Raw genomic sequence first — 13,868 nt, 5'->3', positions numbered from 1 at the left:
GCGGCCCTACTTTGCGAGAGCGACACAGTCCATCTCCAGATCGAACGGACCGAACCATCCGGCTTGGCCGAGAAATATTCGCGCCGGCTTGTAGGCGTTGAAGTACTCGGCATAGACCGTGTTGATGGGCGCGAAGTATGCCGGGTTCGAGCAATAGACGTTGCACTTCACGACGCGGTCCAGTCCGGATCCGGCGGCTTCGAGGCAAGCCTCCAGATGCCCCAGCACGCGACGAGCCTGCTGGTCGATCGGCAGGATGTCGTACTCGCCGGTCTCGGGATTGATCGGCGCCAGGCCCGAGACATAGACCCAGTCACCCGCGCGCACGACTGGCGAGAACGGCACCGAGATGCGTGCGGCGAACTTGGCGAAGACGGGCACTGCGGGCTTTGTCATTTCGATCATGGGCGCTCTCCTTTGCCGGCAAGCTAGAAGAGCCCTCCTGACAGCGTTGTGTCGGTAGTCCGCGGCGAAATGCCAACGTCCCAGATGCGCTGGCGGCAAATGCGCTTCGCAATTTGACATCGAAGCGTCCCCACGCAACCAATGGAAACCCGTCGAGGGCCGGGCCACCCCGCGAAAGGCGGGGTGTGTGTGTGGGTTTTGTGTGGCGCCGAACACCCAGGACTCGCACCATGCACCGTCGCCGCCTGCTTGCCGTACCGTTCCTCGCCGTGCCGCTCGCCGCCCGGGCGCAGTCGCTGTTCGGCGACCGGCCGATCCGCATGATCGTGCCGGTCGCGGCCGCCGGCGCGTCCGACATCGTGGCCCGCATCATGGCCGATGCGATGACGCCGCTGCTCGGCCGTTCGATCGTCGTGGAGAACCTTGCGGGCGCCGGCAGCACGCTGGGCGCCAACGCCTTCCAGCAGACGCCGGCGGATGGCCAGACGATCTATGTCCCGACCAACAACCACGCCCTGATGAAGCTGATCTATCCACAGTTCGCCTACGACCCTGTCGCGGATTTCGTGCCCGTTGCCCTCGTCACGCGCCAGCCCTTCGTCGTTGCCGTGCACACTTCGGTGCCCGCGCAGAGCGTGCCGGAGCTGATCGCCTGGCTGCGCCAGCGCGGCGCGGCGGCCAATTGCGGCGCGGCCGCGCCGGGAGCGGTAAACTACATGGCGGCCGAGTTGTTTCGCCTGCGCGCCGGCGTGGACTTCACCATCGTGTCCTATCGCGCCGCCGCCGCCTCGGCGCAGGACGTGGCCGCGGGCCGGCTCGATTTCACCATCGACAGCCCGAGCCTGCTGATGCCGCTGGTCCGCCAGGGCAAGCTGCGCGCTCTCGCGGTAACGATGGCCGGCGGTTCGACCCTGTTGCCCGGTCTGCCGGGGCTGCAGGAGGCGGGCGTACCGGACTACGACAACGCCGCCTGGACGATGATCTTCGTTCGTCCCGGCACGCCCGATGCGGCGCTGGCCGCGTTGCGCGCCGCCGCGGCGCGCACCCTGGCCGATCCGGCCGTGCGCGAGCGTCTCGCATCAGCGGGCTTCGAGACCTGGCCCGACGCCTCGCCCGCCGCGGCCGAGGCGCTGCTGCGCTCGGAGATCGCGCGGTGGACGCCGATCGTCGCGCGCCTCAATCTCAAGCCCAGCTGAAGGGGACCTGACATTGGGCGAAGAGATCGAGAAGCTCGCGCGGTTCGTCGCGCGCACGGGCTGGGACGACATGCCGGAGACGGTGCACCGGCGCGCCAAGCTCGTCCTGCTGGACACGATCGGCGTGACGCTGGTCGGCGCGGCGCGGCCCGAGGTGCGCTCGCTCAGCGAGCGGCTGCTGGCGGGCGCGGGACGCGGCGCGACGATCCTTGCGGACGGACTGCCGCAGGCCGACATCCGCACGGCAGCCCTGTTGAACGGCATCGCCGCGCGGGCAGTGGAACTGTGCGAGGGCTCACGCGGACTTCAACCCTCGCCGCACATCCTGCCGGGGGTTCTGGCGATCGCCGAGCAGCGCGGCCTGGGCGGGCGCGCCATGCTCGGTGCCTTCGTCCTGGGCTACGAAGTGGCAGGGCGGTTGAACCGCGCCTACACACAGCGCGCCTTCTCGCATCCGAATGGCCAGCTCTCGCTGCTCGGCGCGGCGGCGGCAGGCGCGCGGCTCCACGGACTGGACGGGGCGGGCGTCAGCCTGACGATGCGCGTCGCCACCACCATGCTGATGACGCCGAGCTACAACAACACCGTCGCCGGCGGCACCACGCTGAACCTGCCAGCCGGTATGGGTGCCGTGGCCGCGACGCTGGCGCCGGAGATGGCGGCGGCCGGCTACGCGGCACAGGAGGACGCGATCGAGGAGGCGCTCGGCGTCATGGTGGGCGCGGGTTTCGCGCCCGAGAAGATGCCCGACGACATGGGGCGGCGCTGGGAGATCCTGGAGAACTATTTCCGCTTCTACGCCTGCTGCAATCCGATCCACGCGGCACTCGACAGCCTGGCCGAGACGCTGGCCGTGCTGAAGCCGAAGCCGGGAGAGGTCGCGCAGGTCGATGTGCAGACCTTCGCCTTCGCCTCGGTGATGCGCAACCCGGCACCGCCCAATTACTTTGCGTCGAAATATTCGCTGCCGCATGCGGCAGCGGTGCTAATCACGCGCGGCGGCCTGGGCTTCGCCGAGATCGACGACAGCGCGCTGGCGGATCCGGTCATCGCCGCGCTGCGGCCGCTGGTGCGGATCGCCGAGGATCCGGCGATGACGGCGCGCAGCACGCCGACGCTCAGGCCCGCGCGCGTCACGCTGAGACTGAAGGATGGGCGCAGCGCCACGGCGGCGCGCGAGAATTCCATCCGCGACACGCTGATGCCGGACCCGGAGCCGCAGGTTCGCGCGAAATTTCGCGAGCTGGCCGCGTCGCATCTGACGCCTGCGGGGATGGACGCGATCGAGGCGGCAGTCGATCGTTGCGAAGAATGGGAGACGATGGCGGACCTGATCGAGCCGTTGCGGCGACACGCTCGGTGAGTTACCGCCGCACGGATCATGTCGGCGCTGGAGCGTGATTGTCTTTGGTTGAAATACCAGGAGCGGCCGCAGGCCGCGTCTCGAAGGGTCGGCTCAATCACGTTGTGGCCCACCCTTCGAGACGCCACGCTCCGCGCGGCTCCTCAGGGTGAGGTCATGCTTCTAGTGCTTCAATCAAAGAAGATCACGCTCTAGAACCCCGACGACTTTGGCGAGGCGCCGGGGCTTTTCGTATAGAGGCAGCATTCGAGGCGCCGAGGACAGGCTGCATCCATGGTCACCATCCGCACACTCATCGCGACGGTCGCGCTTCTTCTGGCGGGCCCCGCCGCGGCGCAGGACCTGATCTACCTCACCCATCCCGAAGGACAGAAGCTGTTCGGGGCGAGCCAGCATCGAGCCAGCTATTTTGCCGTCGCGAGCTATCTCGAGACCGAGCACGTCCAGACCTTCTGCGGACCGGCCAGCATCGCCGCCGTCATGAACAGCCTCGATGTCGAACGGCCCAAACCCCGGCGCCTTTACCCCTATGGCCTGTTCACGCAGGACGAGGTCTTCACCCCCGAGAACCAGAGAGTGAAGTCCTACGATGCGGTCGAACGCGCGGGACTCACCCTCGAGGAGGCGCGCCGGTTCATGGAGAACCTCGGCGTGCGGGCCGTCACGCACCATGGCGACTCCTTCGACGCGGCCTGGCTGCGCCAGGCGATCATGAGTGCCCTGGGCGACCCGGGGCGGCGAATGATCGTGAACTACTGGCGACAATCGGTGGGCCAGGAAGGCGGCGGCCATTTCTCACCGGTCGGCGCCTACGACGAGGCATCGGACCGTGTCCTCGTGCTCGACGTGGCGAAGTACAAGTACCCGCCGGCGTGGGTGCCGCTGGTCGCGCTGCACGAGGCGATGAAGACGATCGACGCGACCTCGCGCCAGGCGCGCGGGCTGGTCGTGATCACGCGGTGAGCTGGCACGACATGTGTCCACTCCGCGGCAACATGGTCGGGGAGTAGATGGGCTATGCCGCCTTCATGACTCCGGCGAGAGTCGTGTAGGCCTCGGTCCAGGCCCCCTTCACATCTGGCGTGAACGCCTCGCCGAGGCCCTTTTCGAGGGTCCACAGCAGGGCGGCGCCGACCGGGGTGTAGTGTTCGGTCGTGACGCCGTAGCGCTTGTGGCGGTGGCCGAGGTCCTGCACGGCCGGCACGATCGTATCGAGCTTGTGCAGGCTGTTGACCGCGGTCGCCAGCATGCCGATCAGCTTCTTCTTCTGCTCGCCGAGATCCCGCGGGAACATCGGCCGCATCGCCGGCGCGAGCTCGAAAAGGCGATCGTAGAACAGGTCGGCGGCCGTTCCGGCGATCGGCACGACCTTCCTGAAGCTCGATTGCACGAGTTCGACCTGCTGCGGCGTCACAATGCTCTCCCCGTCTGTCGCGTGACGGGGCGTGCCGCAACATCCATGCCATCCAAATGACGGCTAGCCGGCGGGCGCCGCCTCGTCGGCCTTGCTGGCCGCCTTGCCCAGCGGCTTGCCGTCGGCGGCGTCGCGTTCCTTCTCCTTTCGCGCCTTCAGGAGCTTGCGCAGGATCATGTTGCGCTTCAGCGCCGATATGTGATCGATGAACAGGATGCCGTCGAGGTGGTCGATCTCGTGCTGCACGCAGGTCGCCAGCAGGCCCTCGCAGGCCATTTCCCGCTCGGCACCGTCGCGGTCGAGATAGCGCACCCGCACCCTGGCCGGCCGCGCCACGTCGGAATAGTGCTCGGGCACCGACAGGCAGCCTTCCTCGTAGCTCACGTCCTCGTCCGAGGCCTCGACGATCTCGGGATTGGCCATGAACAGCGGGCCGGTCTTGACGTCCTCCCGGTCGATGTCGAGCACGATCACACGCTGCAGCGCGCCGACCTGCGGCGCCGCGAGGCCGATGCCGGGTGCGGCGTACATCGTCTCCAGCATGTCGTCCATCAGGCGGCGCAGATCGTCGTCCACCGCCGCGACCGGCAGGGACTTCTTCTTCAGGCGCGGGTCGGGCGCGGTGAGGATGGTCAGGAGGGCCATGGCGACTAAATATGCAGCTAAATCAGGTGTTTCAACCCCGGCCGCGCTTGACCATGGTGCCCACGCCGGACTCGGTGAAGACCTCGAGCAGCAGGCTGTGCGGCACCCGGCCGTCCATGATGACGGCGGCCTCGACACCCGAGTTCACCGCGTCGATGCAGTTCTCGACCTTGGGGATCATGCCGCCGGAGATCGTGCCGTCCGCGATCAGGGCGCGGGCCTGCTCGACCGTCATGTCCTGGATGAGCTGGCCGTTCTTGTCGAGCACGCCCGGCACGTCGGTCAGGAACAGCAGGCGCTTGGCCTTCATGGCGCCGGCGATGGCGCCGGCCGAGGTGTCGGCGTTGATGTTGTAGGTGAGCTCGTCGTCGACGCCGAAGCCGATCGGCGCCACCACCGGGATGACGTCGGCCTTGCGCAGCTGCTCGAGCACCATGACGTTGATCTTGGCCGGCTCGCCGACCTGCTTGAGGTCGACCTTCAGGAGCTCGCCGGTCTTGGGATCGCGCATCTCCGTGACCTTCCTGGCCAGGATCAGGTTGCCGTCCTTGCCGCAAATGCCGACGGCGATGCCGCCGCATTCGTTGATGTCGGCCACGATCGCCTTGTTGATCGAGCCGGCCAGCACCATCTCGACGATCTCCATGGTCGCGGCATCGGTGACGCGCAGGCCGTTCACGAAGGTGCTCTTGATGCCGACGCGCTCCAGCATCTTGTTGATCTGCGGGCCACCGCCGTGGACCACGATCGGGTTCATGCCGACCTGCTTCATCAGCACGACGTCGCGCGCCACCAGGTCGCCGAGCTTGGGATCGGTCATGGCGTGGCCGCCATACTTGACGACGAAGGTCGCGTCGTTGTGGCGTCGCATGTACGGCAAGGCCTTGGAGATCGTCTCCGCCATGCGGATGAGCCGCCTCTGCGCGCTGTCGGTCTGCACCGGCTCGGCCATGTCTTCCGGACCCCAAGTTGAGAAAAACCCTCTCCGCGTCGGGAGAGGGCTCGCGGTGATCATATATCAGGCGGCGGGCGGATAGAAGAAGAGCGGACGGCGCGGCAGGATGTCCCCATGATCGACACCACCACCCTGGCCGAGCGCGGATATGTCGTGGCTCCCCGGCTGATCGAGCCCGAAATGTGCCGTTCGCTCGCCAGGACATGGCCCGACCAGGCGTGCTTTCGCAGCCATATCGTCATGCAGCGCCACGGCTTCGGCCAGGGTGAGTACCAGTATTTCGCTTATCCGCTGCCCGAGCCGGTGGAGCGGCTGCGCCAGGCGCTCTATCCCGAGCTGGCCCGGGTCGCCAACCAGTGGAACGAGCAGCTCGGCAGCCCGCAGCGCTTTCCCGCCGCGCTGGCGGCCTGGCTCGAGCAGTGCCACCAGGGTGGCCAGAGGCGGCCGACGCCGCTGCTGCTGCGCTACGGCGCCGGCGACTACAATTGCCTGCACCGCGACCTCTACGGCGACCTGGTGTTCCCGCTTCAGGCCACCGTGCTGCTGAGCGATCCCGGCCGCGACTTCGAGGGCGGCGAGTTCATGCTGGTCGAGCAGCGGCCGCGCATGCAGTCGCGCGGCGAGGTGGTTCGGCTCGCCCAGGGCGACGCCGTGATCTTCGCCGTCAACGAGCGGCCGGTGAAAGGCACGCGCGGCGTCTACCGCACGGCGATGCGCCACGGCGTGTCGACCGTGCGGCGCGGCCAGCGCTTCACCCTCGGCATCATCTTCCACGACGCGGCGTGAGCGGTCGCTGCTCCGAGCGAGCAGGCCGCGGCGCTCTCTTCGGCACGGCTGGATCGGCAAAATCCTGGGCCCGGTCACCCAGCAGGTAGCGCGGACCGGCGCCGCCCCGCGCCGCCTTGTCGCCGCGATTGTAGAGGACGCAGCGGTCAAGGGAGAGGCAACCGCAGCCGATGCAGCCGTCGAGCAGCTCGCGCGTGCGCTCCAGCATGCGCAGCCGGGCCTCCAGCGCGCCGCGGATCCGCGTGCTGATCGCCTGCCAGTCCGAGCGGGTCGGCGCGCGGCCTTGCGGCAGGGTGGCGAGCTCGCGCTCGATGTCGGAGAGCGTCAGGCCGAGCTGCTGGGCGATCAGCGCGAAAGACAGGCGGCGGATGTCGGCGCGCAGGAAGCGGCGCTGGTTGCCGCCGGTTCGGATCGCCGTCACCAGGCCGCGCGCCTCGTAGAAGCGGATCGCCGATACCGACAGCCCGGTACGGCGCGCGAGCTGGCCGATCGTCAGCAGCGAGGCTGCGAGGGCGGAGATCTTGGGCAAGGCTTGACCTCAAGTGAAGTTGAGATTCTAGCCTTCGCGCACGCTTTGGAAAAGGAGCCAACGACCATGTCCGGATTGCGCATCGAGCACGTCAACGTCACCGTCTCCGACCCGGCGCGCACCGCCCAGCTGATGGAGGCGCTGTTCGGCTGGCACGTCCGCTGGCGGGGCGCCGCCCGCAACGGCGGCCACACGATCCATGTCGGATCGGACGATCACTACGTCGCCCTCTATACCGGGCGCGACATGCATTACACGGCGGACGATTTCGCCAAGGGCCGGCCGCTCAACCATATCGGCGTCGAGGTCGACGACCTCGACGGCACCGAGGCGCGCGTCGTCGCCGCCGGCCTGCGACCGTTCTCGCACGACAACTACCATCCCGGCCGCCGCTTCTACTTCCTCGATCCCGACGGCATCGAGTACGAGGTCGTGAGCTATCGCCCGCAATGACTCCCCGGCTACGCCGGGGAACACGGCATTCGAATGTGAGCCGCTATTCGGCCTCCTCCCCAGCTTCGCTGGGGGAGAAGGAAGGGGCGCGCGTCTATGTCGAATGCGGCTTCGCCGAAGAAGGCGATGAAATCAGACCGCGTCCCATTTCCGGGACAGGCGATCGTAGGTGCCGTCTTGCCGCAAGTCCGCCAGGGCACCGTTGATGGCGGCGAGCAGGGCGGCGTTGGACTTCGCAAGACCGATCCCCAATGGCTGAGGATCGTTGGGCACCTGGGCCACGATGCGCAGGCCGGGCGTCCGGCGGGCGAGCCAGGCGGCGACGGGATGGACTTTCATGACCGCCGTGATGCGGCCGGCCGCGAGATCGACCATGGCCTGGCCGATCTCGGCGAACGGATAGACCTTGATGCTGCCGATCTCGCCCCGAGCCTTCATGGCGACGGCGATGTCGTAGTCCGTCGTCGCCGCCTGCACGCCGACCAGTGCCGTCCGCAGATCGGCGATGTCGCGAATCCTGGGCGAACGCCTGACGTCGATCACCAGGCTGAGCGTCGTGGTCATGTAGGGCGTCGACCAGGCGAGCGTCCGCTCGCGTTGCGGCGTGATCGTGATGCCGCCGACGATGCAGTCGTACCGTCCTTCCTGCATCTCCTGAAGGATGGTCTCCCAGCGCGTATCGACGAACTCCGGCGCGAGCGCCAGACGACGGGCGAGGTCGTTCATCAGATCGACCTCGAAGCCGATCCTCCGGCCGTCGACAACGTACTCGAAGGGCGGATTGACGAAGTAGGTTCCGATTCGAAGCTTTCCGGGTGCCAGCGTCATGCCGCGGTCGGCGCGCGGCGCGCAGGCGGCGATGGCCAGGCTGGGCAACAGGACCAGGGTCGAGGCGACAAGGCGGCGACTGGAGCCGGCAGGCGATCGGTTCGTGGTCATGGCCGCAGCGAGTTCACCGCGTCCGAACTGGAAAGGCAACCGAAGGTCAGGCGGCCGGGAAGAGTCATGGCTGGGACCGCGCCTGTGAGTGTCGGTGCCAGCCTCAGGCTTCCGCCACGCTCGCGATCTCGGCGCGCAGCTCGGCGATGCCGGAGCCGGCCTCGCTGCTGGTCGCCAGCGCCCGGGGATGGGCGGCGCCGTACTCGCGGGCGACCGCTTCGGCGGCCGTGACGGCGCGGGCGATCTCGGCCGGCTTCAGGTGATCGGCCTTGGTCAGCACGAGCTGGTAGGAGACGGCGGCCCTGTCGAGGTTCTTCATGGTCTCGCGGTCGGCATCCTTGACGCCGTGGCGCGCGTCGATCAGCAGGCAGACCCGCTTCAAGGTCGGACGGCCGCGCAGATAGGCCGCCGCCAGGTCCTGCCACGACTCCTTCAGCGAGCGCGACACCCGGGCAAAGCCGTAGCCCGGAAGGTCGACCAGGAACATCCGGCCGCCGAGATCGAAGAAATTGATCTGCTGGGTATGGCCGGGGTTGGACGAGGTTCTGGCCAAGGAGCGCCGGCCGGTCAACGCGTTGACCAGGCTCGACTTGCCGACATTGGACCGCCCGGCGAAGGCGACCTCGGGCAAGGCGATGGCGGGAAGCGACTCGAACGATGCCGCGCCGGCCACGAAGTCGCAGGGGCCGGCGAACAGCTTGCGCGCCGCTTCGAGCTCCTCGGCTGTTCGCGCGCCGGATTCGGGATCGGCCATCAGCCCTTCTTGGCCGCGCCTTTGCCGCCCTTCTTGCCGCCGCCGCCGGCGTTGCCAGCGCCGCTTCCACCGCCACCAGGCGCGGCCGCGGGCGCCGGCACCGAAGCGGCCACGGCGGCCTTGGCCTTGCCGCCGATCTGCGCGCCGTGCCGGCGCATGATGGTGTACTGCTGGGCGATCGACAGCGTGTTGCTCCATGCCCAGTAGATCACCAGGCCGGCCGAGAACGGTGCCAGCATGAAGGTGAACAGGATCGGCAGGAACTGGAACACACGGGCCTGCACCGGATCGGTCGGCTGCGGATTGAGCTTCTGCTGCAGGTACATCGTGACGCCCATGATGATGGGCCACAGGCCGATGTTGAAGAAATGCAGGATCTCCGGCACGTGCCACTGGAACAGGCCGAAGCCGGTCAGGATGGTCAACGGGTCGGGAGCGCTCAGGTCCTTGATCCAGCCGAAGAACGGCTGATGGCGCATCTCGATCGAGGTGTAGAGCACCTTGTAGAGCGCGAAGAAGACGGGAATCTGCACGACGATCGGCAGGCAGCCGGCCGCCGGATTGACCTTCTCCCGGCGATAGAGCTGCATCAGCTCCTGGTTCATGCGCTGGCGGTCCTCGCCGAAGCGCTCCTTGAGCTTCTCCATCTCCGGCTGCAGCGCCTTCATCTTGCTCATCGCCGCATAGGACTTGTTGGCCAGCGGGAAGAACACCGCCTTGACGATGACGGTCAGCACGAGGATGGCGAGGCCGAAATTGCCGAGATGCACGTAGAGCCATTCGAGCAGCCAGAACAGCGGCTTGGTGAAGAACCAGAACCAGCCCCAGTCGATCGTCAGGTTGAACTTCACGATGTCGAGCTTCTTCTCGTACTCGTCGATCACGCGCACGATCTTGGCGCCGGCGTACAGGCGCGAATCGCCCGCCGTCGCAGTGGCGCCGGGCGCAACCGTCACGGCGGGCCCGACATAGTCGATCTGGTACTTGATATCGGCGCCCACGCCGGTCGACTTGATGGCGACGTCGACCTTCGCCTTCTGGTCGGGCACCAGGGTCGCCATCCAGTACTTGTCGGTGATGCCGACCCAGCCGCCGGTGGTGGTGAATTTCTGCTGCTTGTTGTCCTTGAAGTCGGAGTAGCTGAACTCCTTGTAGGTGTCGTTGAAGACGCCGTACGGCCCTTCGTGCAGGATGTAGATACCTTCCGCCTTGGGCTCGCCGTAGCGCACGACGAGGCTCCACGGAAACAGCGTCACCGGCTTGTCGGTCTTGTTCTCGACGCTTTGCTTGACGTCGAACATGAAGAAGTCGTCGAGGCCGATGGTGAGGCCGAACACCAGCCCCTGCCCGTTGTCCCAGGTAAGCTTGACTGGCTTGCCCGGCGCGATCGTCTTGTTGTCGGCGGTCCACAGCGTGTCGGGCCCAGGCAGCTTGATCGAGGCATCGGCCGACGACCAGCCGAACTCGGCATAGTAGGGATGCTCGCCGCCGACCGGGGACAGCACCGGCACCGGCGGGCTCTTGGGATCGATGGTGACGCGGTACTTCACCAGGTTCACGTCGTCGATGCGCGCGCCCTTGAGCGCGATCGAGCCGACCAGCTCCGGCGTGTCGAAGGTGACGCGTGGCGAGCGCTCGAGCGCCTCCTGGCGGCTCACGACCTGCGGTGGCGCGGCGGCGACGGACGGCGCGCCCGGCGCCCCGGGCTGGCCGGTCGGGGCCTGCGGTGTGCCGGGCTGGCCGGTCGTCTGCTGCTGGCTTCCGTTGACCGGGGGCTTGGCCGGCGGAAAGGCCGCCTGCCAGCCCACGATGATCAGCACCGAGAGCACGATCGCGACGATAAGGTTCTTCTGGTCCATTGAAACGAACTCCGGCAGCGCGTCAGGCGCGCTCGGCGGGATGGCAGGAAAGCGGTGAACGATTGGTGGCGGAAGCGCCGCGAAGAGAGACCGAGGCCGGCGGCACGGGATCGTAGCCACAGCCCCCCCAAGGGGCGCAGCGGCAGAGCCTCAGGCCGGCGAGCCAGCTGCCCTTCAGGGCACCGTGGCGCATCACCGCCTCGGCGGCATAGGCCGAGCACGAGGGTTCGTAGCGGCAGGCGCCGACGAAGAAATAGGCGAGCGTCAGCTGATAGAGCCGGATTGCCCCCCGCAGCAGACCGGCCATCGCGAATGAAACCATGCGGCCCGGAAACTGGCGATTTGCCGGCCGCTGCGCAAGCTGTCCGTAGCAGGTCATGGCGTCGCGACGGCGAGCGCGCGCAGCCGTTTCAATGCCTGCAGGAGCTCCGCCTGCATGGTCGCAAACGCGCGGCCGAGGGCCGCCTGCCGGCCGACCAGGACATAATCGAGATCGGCCCGCGCGTGGTCGGGGATCACCAGCCGGGCGATCTCGCGCAGGCGCCGCCGCACACGATTGCGCACGACCGCGTTGCCGACCTTGCGGCTGACGGTGAAGCCGACCCGGATCAGAGGCCGTTCGAGGCCGACGGGGGCGAGATCGGCGGGAGCGGGGGCCACCTGGACGACGAAACCGGGCATGGCACAACGTCGCCCGGCCTGGACACGCAGAAAGTCGCGGCGGTTCGGCAGGCGCCCCAGACGCGCCGTGCTCACACTGGCCGCGCGGTGGTCAGAAGCGCTAGGCCGACAGGCGCTTGCGGCCCGACCGGCGGCGGTTGGCGATGACCTTGCGGCCGCCGACCGTTGCCATCCGGGACCGGAAGCCGTGCCGCCGCTTGCGCACCAGCTTGCTCGGCTGATAGGTGCGTTTCATGACGCAACTCCTTTAAATACAAGGCCCCCGCGCGTACCCGGCGGGGGCAAAATCGTGGGCGAGGGTAATAAGCGCGGTGGCGCGTCGAGTCAACGGCGGGCTAGCCTTCCCGCATGTCCCTCATCCTGCACGGCTACCATTACAGCGTCTACAACCGCATCGCCCGCCTGGCGCTGGCCGAGAAGGGTGTCGGCCACCAGCGCGTCGAGATCGACCCGTTCGCTCTCCCGGTACCCCAGACCTACCTCGACCTTCATCCCTTCGGCCGTGTGCCGACCCTGGTTCATGACGGCTTCGTGCTCTACGAGACCGGCGCCATCACCCGCTACCTCGACCGGGCCTTTGCCGGACCGACGCTGCAGCCTGCGGCGCCGCGCGCCTGGGCGCGCATGGATCAGATCATCTCGGTGGTCGATTCCTATGGCTACTGGCCGATGGTCCGGCAGGTCTTCTCGCACGGCGCCTTCCGGCCGGCCGCCGGCCGACCGGCTGATCCCGGCGAGGTCCAGGCCGGCCTCGCCGGCTCGGCCAAGGTCCTGGCCGCCCTCGAGGCGCTGGCAGCACCCGACGGTTTCCTGGTCGGCGACAAGCTCTCGCTCGCCGACCTTCATCTCGGTGCGATGGTCGCCTACCTCACCCTGGCGCCCGAGGGCGCGGCGCTGCTGCGCCAGCGGCCGCGGTTGGCAAGCTGGTGGAAGCGCGTGAGCAGCCGCCCGAGCTTCGCCGCGACCGATCCGGGGTTACCGGGGAAGGCATGAACTCTCATGCGCCGGGAGCGCGCCACCCCGATGGCGCTCACGGGGTCTGTGATCGAGAAGAAGAGCGCCATCGGGGTGGCGCGCTCCCGGCGCATGACCCTGTCACGTCAGCGTGACTCGCATTTGCTTTCAGTGCGCCGGCAGGCGCGCCAATATCGGCGGCGAACCAGGCGACTGCCGATATGAACCTCCCGCTCTGGCGTCGGCTGATTCCGGTGGCGATCCTGCTGCTGGGGCTGGCGCTGTTCCTGCTGCTCGATTGCAAGCGCTTCTTCTCCTTCGAGATGCTGAGCCGCCATCATGTCGCGCTCGCCGCCTGGGTCGCCCAGAATCCGGTGCAGGCCTGCCTGCTCTACGTCCTGGTTTACGCGCTGGTGGTGGCGTTCTCGCTCCCTGTGGCCGTGCTGATCACACCGATCGGCGGCTATCTGTTCGGCGTCTGGCTCGGCGCCCTGCTGTCGGTGATCGGGGCCACGCTGGGCTCGGTGGTGCTGTTCCTGGCGGCCCGCTCGGCCCTGCACGACGTCTTCCATCGCAAGGCCGGCGCGACCCTGGCGCGTCTCGAGGCCGGCTTCCGACGCGACAGCTTCAGCTACCTGCTCTTCCTGCGGCTGGTGCCGGTGTTCCCGTTCTGGCTGGTCAACATCGTGCCGGCACTGCTTGGCATGCGGCTCGGTCCCTACGTCCTGGCGACGGTGATCGGCATCATTCCCGCGGCGATCGTCTATGCCAGCCTGGGCGCGGGCCTGGGCATGGTGATCGAGCGCGGCGAGATGCCGGATCTCGGCATCATCTTCGAATGGCGCATCCTGCTGCCGTTGCTCGGGCTCTCGCTGCTCGCCCTGATCCCGGCGGTGTATTCGCGCCTGCGCGCCGGCCCGACGTCGCCGAGATGA

18 protein-coding genes are annotated in these 13,868 nt (G+C 67.8%); 7 read left to right on the top strand and 11 right to left on the bottom strand.

Annotated elements, in window-relative coordinates; translation table 11 throughout:
* Positions 1–6: 6 nt before the first annotated feature.
* Complete coding sequence (locus ACILR9_RS21140; RefSeq protein ID WP_395711935.1) at positions 7–405, bottom strand: RidA family protein; 399 nt, start codon at positions 403–405, stop codon at positions 7–9.
* A 230-nt stretch (positions 406–635) separates the two neighbouring features.
* Here ACILR9_RS21140 and ACILR9_RS21135 point away from each other — a divergent pair, with 230 nt between their 5' ends.
* From ACILR9_RS21135 to ACILR9_RS21125, 3 genes are all read left to right on the top strand, one after another.
* Complete coding sequence (locus tag ACILR9_RS21135) at positions 636–1,601, top strand: Bug family tripartite tricarboxylate transporter substrate binding protein (protein ID WP_395711934.1); 966 nt, start codon at positions 636–638, stop codon at positions 1,599–1,601.
* Positions 1,602–1,614: 13 nt separating this feature from the next.
* Complete coding sequence (locus ACILR9_RS21130; protein ID WP_395711933.1) at positions 1,615–2,964, top strand: MmgE/PrpD family protein; 1,350 nt, start codon at positions 1,615–1,617, stop codon at positions 2,962–2,964.
* A 273-nt stretch (positions 2,965–3,237) separates the two neighbouring features.
* The gene (locus ACILR9_RS21125; RefSeq protein ID WP_395711932.1) at positions 3,238–3,927 is read left to right on the top strand and encodes a phytochelatin synthase family protein; all 690 of its coding nucleotides are present in this window, start codon (positions 3,238–3,240) and stop codon (positions 3,925–3,927) included.
* 52 nt (positions 3,928–3,979) lie between these two features.
* Here ACILR9_RS21125 and ACILR9_RS21120 read toward each other — a convergent pair whose 3' ends face one another.
* The 3 genes from ACILR9_RS21120 to argB all read right to left on the bottom strand — a co-directional run bounded on the left by ACILR9_RS21120 (position 3,980) and on the right by argB (position 5,975).
* A complete protein-coding gene (locus tag ACILR9_RS21120; RefSeq protein WP_395711931.1) occupies positions 3,980–4,378 on the bottom strand; it encodes a globin family protein in 399 nt (132 codons plus the stop codon).
* A gap of 63 nt (positions 4,379–4,441) precedes the next feature.
* On the bottom strand, positions 4,442–5,023 hold the full coding sequence (gene def / locus ACILR9_RS21115; protein ID WP_395711930.1) for a peptide deformylase: 582 nt from the start codon (positions 5,021–5,023) through the stop codon (positions 4,442–4,444).
* Positions 5,024–5,054: 31 nt separating this feature from the next.
* On the bottom strand, positions 5,055–5,975 hold the full coding sequence (argB, locus tag ACILR9_RS21110) for an acetylglutamate kinase (protein ID WP_395711929.1): 921 nt from the start codon (positions 5,973–5,975) through the stop codon (positions 5,055–5,057).
* A gap of 81 nt (positions 5,976–6,056) precedes the next feature.
* Between argB and ACILR9_RS21105 the strand changes: the two genes are divergently transcribed.
* Positions 6,057–6,764 (top strand): 2OG-Fe(II) oxygenase, encoded by a 708-nt coding sequence (locus ACILR9_RS21105; RefSeq protein ID WP_395712010.1) that lies wholly within the window; start codon positions 6,057–6,059, stop codon positions 6,762–6,764.
* Here the strand turns inward: ACILR9_RS21105 and soxR are convergent.
* Positions 6,742–7,293, bottom strand: coding sequence for a redox-sensitive transcriptional activator SoxR (soxR, locus tag ACILR9_RS21100; RefSeq protein WP_395711928.1), 552 nt, complete (start codon positions 7,291–7,293; stop codon positions 6,742–6,744). The genes ACILR9_RS21105 and soxR overlap by 23 nt on opposite strands.
* A gap of 66 nt (positions 7,294–7,359) precedes the next feature.
* Here soxR and ACILR9_RS21095 point away from each other — a divergent pair, with 66 nt between their 5' ends.
* Entirely contained in the window at positions 7,360–7,746 is a 387-nt protein-coding gene (locus tag ACILR9_RS21095) for a VOC family protein (protein ID WP_395711927.1), read from the top strand.
* A gap of 132 nt (positions 7,747–7,878) precedes the next feature.
* On the opposite strand, the gene ACILR9_RS21090 is transcribed toward ACILR9_RS21095, so the two are convergent.
* The 6 genes from ACILR9_RS21090 to rpmH all read right to left on the bottom strand — a co-directional run bounded on the left by ACILR9_RS21090 (position 7,879) and on the right by rpmH (position 12,214).
* Positions 7,879–8,685, bottom strand: a complete 807-nt coding sequence (locus tag ACILR9_RS21090) for an ABC transporter substrate-binding protein (protein WP_395711926.1) — start codon at positions 8,683–8,685, stop codon at positions 7,879–7,881.
* A gap of 103 nt (positions 8,686–8,788) precedes the next feature.
* Positions 8,789–9,439: a ribosome biogenesis GTP-binding protein YihA/YsxC gene (gene yihA, locus ACILR9_RS21085; RefSeq protein WP_395711925.1), complete on the bottom strand. Its 651-nt coding sequence runs from the start codon at positions 9,437–9,439 to the stop codon at positions 8,789–8,791.
* Positions 9,439–11,298, bottom strand: coding sequence for a membrane protein insertase YidC (gene yidC, locus ACILR9_RS21080; RefSeq protein WP_395711924.1), 1,860 nt, complete (start codon positions 11,296–11,298; stop codon positions 9,439–9,441). The genes yihA and yidC overlap by 1 nt, the downstream gene beginning before the upstream one ends.
* A 22-nt stretch (positions 11,299–11,320) precedes the next feature.
* The gene (gene yidD, locus ACILR9_RS21075) at positions 11,321–11,677 is read right to left on the bottom strand and encodes a membrane protein insertion efficiency factor YidD (RefSeq protein ID WP_395711923.1); all 357 of its coding nucleotides are present in this window, start codon (positions 11,675–11,677) and stop codon (positions 11,321–11,323) included.
* Positions 11,674–12,054, bottom strand: coding sequence for a ribonuclease P protein component (gene rnpA, locus ACILR9_RS21070; RefSeq protein ID WP_395711922.1), 381 nt, complete (start codon positions 12,052–12,054; stop codon positions 11,674–11,676). Before rnpA ends, yidD begins: the two co-directional genes overlap by 4 nt.
* A gap of 25 nt (positions 12,055–12,079) precedes the next feature.
* Complete coding sequence (gene rpmH, locus ACILR9_RS21065) at positions 12,080–12,214, bottom strand: 50S ribosomal protein L34 (protein WP_020698875.1); 135 nt, start codon at positions 12,212–12,214, stop codon at positions 12,080–12,082.
* Between the two features lie 113 nt (positions 12,215–12,327).
* Here rpmH and ACILR9_RS21060 point away from each other — a divergent pair, with 113 nt between their 5' ends.
* Complete coding sequence (locus ACILR9_RS21060; protein ID WP_395711921.1) at positions 12,328–12,972, top strand: glutathione S-transferase family protein; 645 nt, start codon at positions 12,328–12,330, stop codon at positions 12,970–12,972.
* Positions 12,973–13,154: 182 nt separating this feature from the next.
* Complete coding sequence (locus ACILR9_RS21055) at positions 13,155–13,868, top strand: TVP38/TMEM64 family protein (protein ID WP_395711920.1); 714 nt, start codon at positions 13,155–13,157, stop codon at positions 13,866–13,868.

Source organism: Reyranella sp. (assembly GCF_044224635.1).
Taxonomy (GTDB): Bacteria; Pseudomonadota; Alphaproteobacteria; order Reyranellales; family Reyranellaceae; genus Reyranella.
This window is presented reverse-complemented; position numbering and strand designations above follow the sequence as displayed.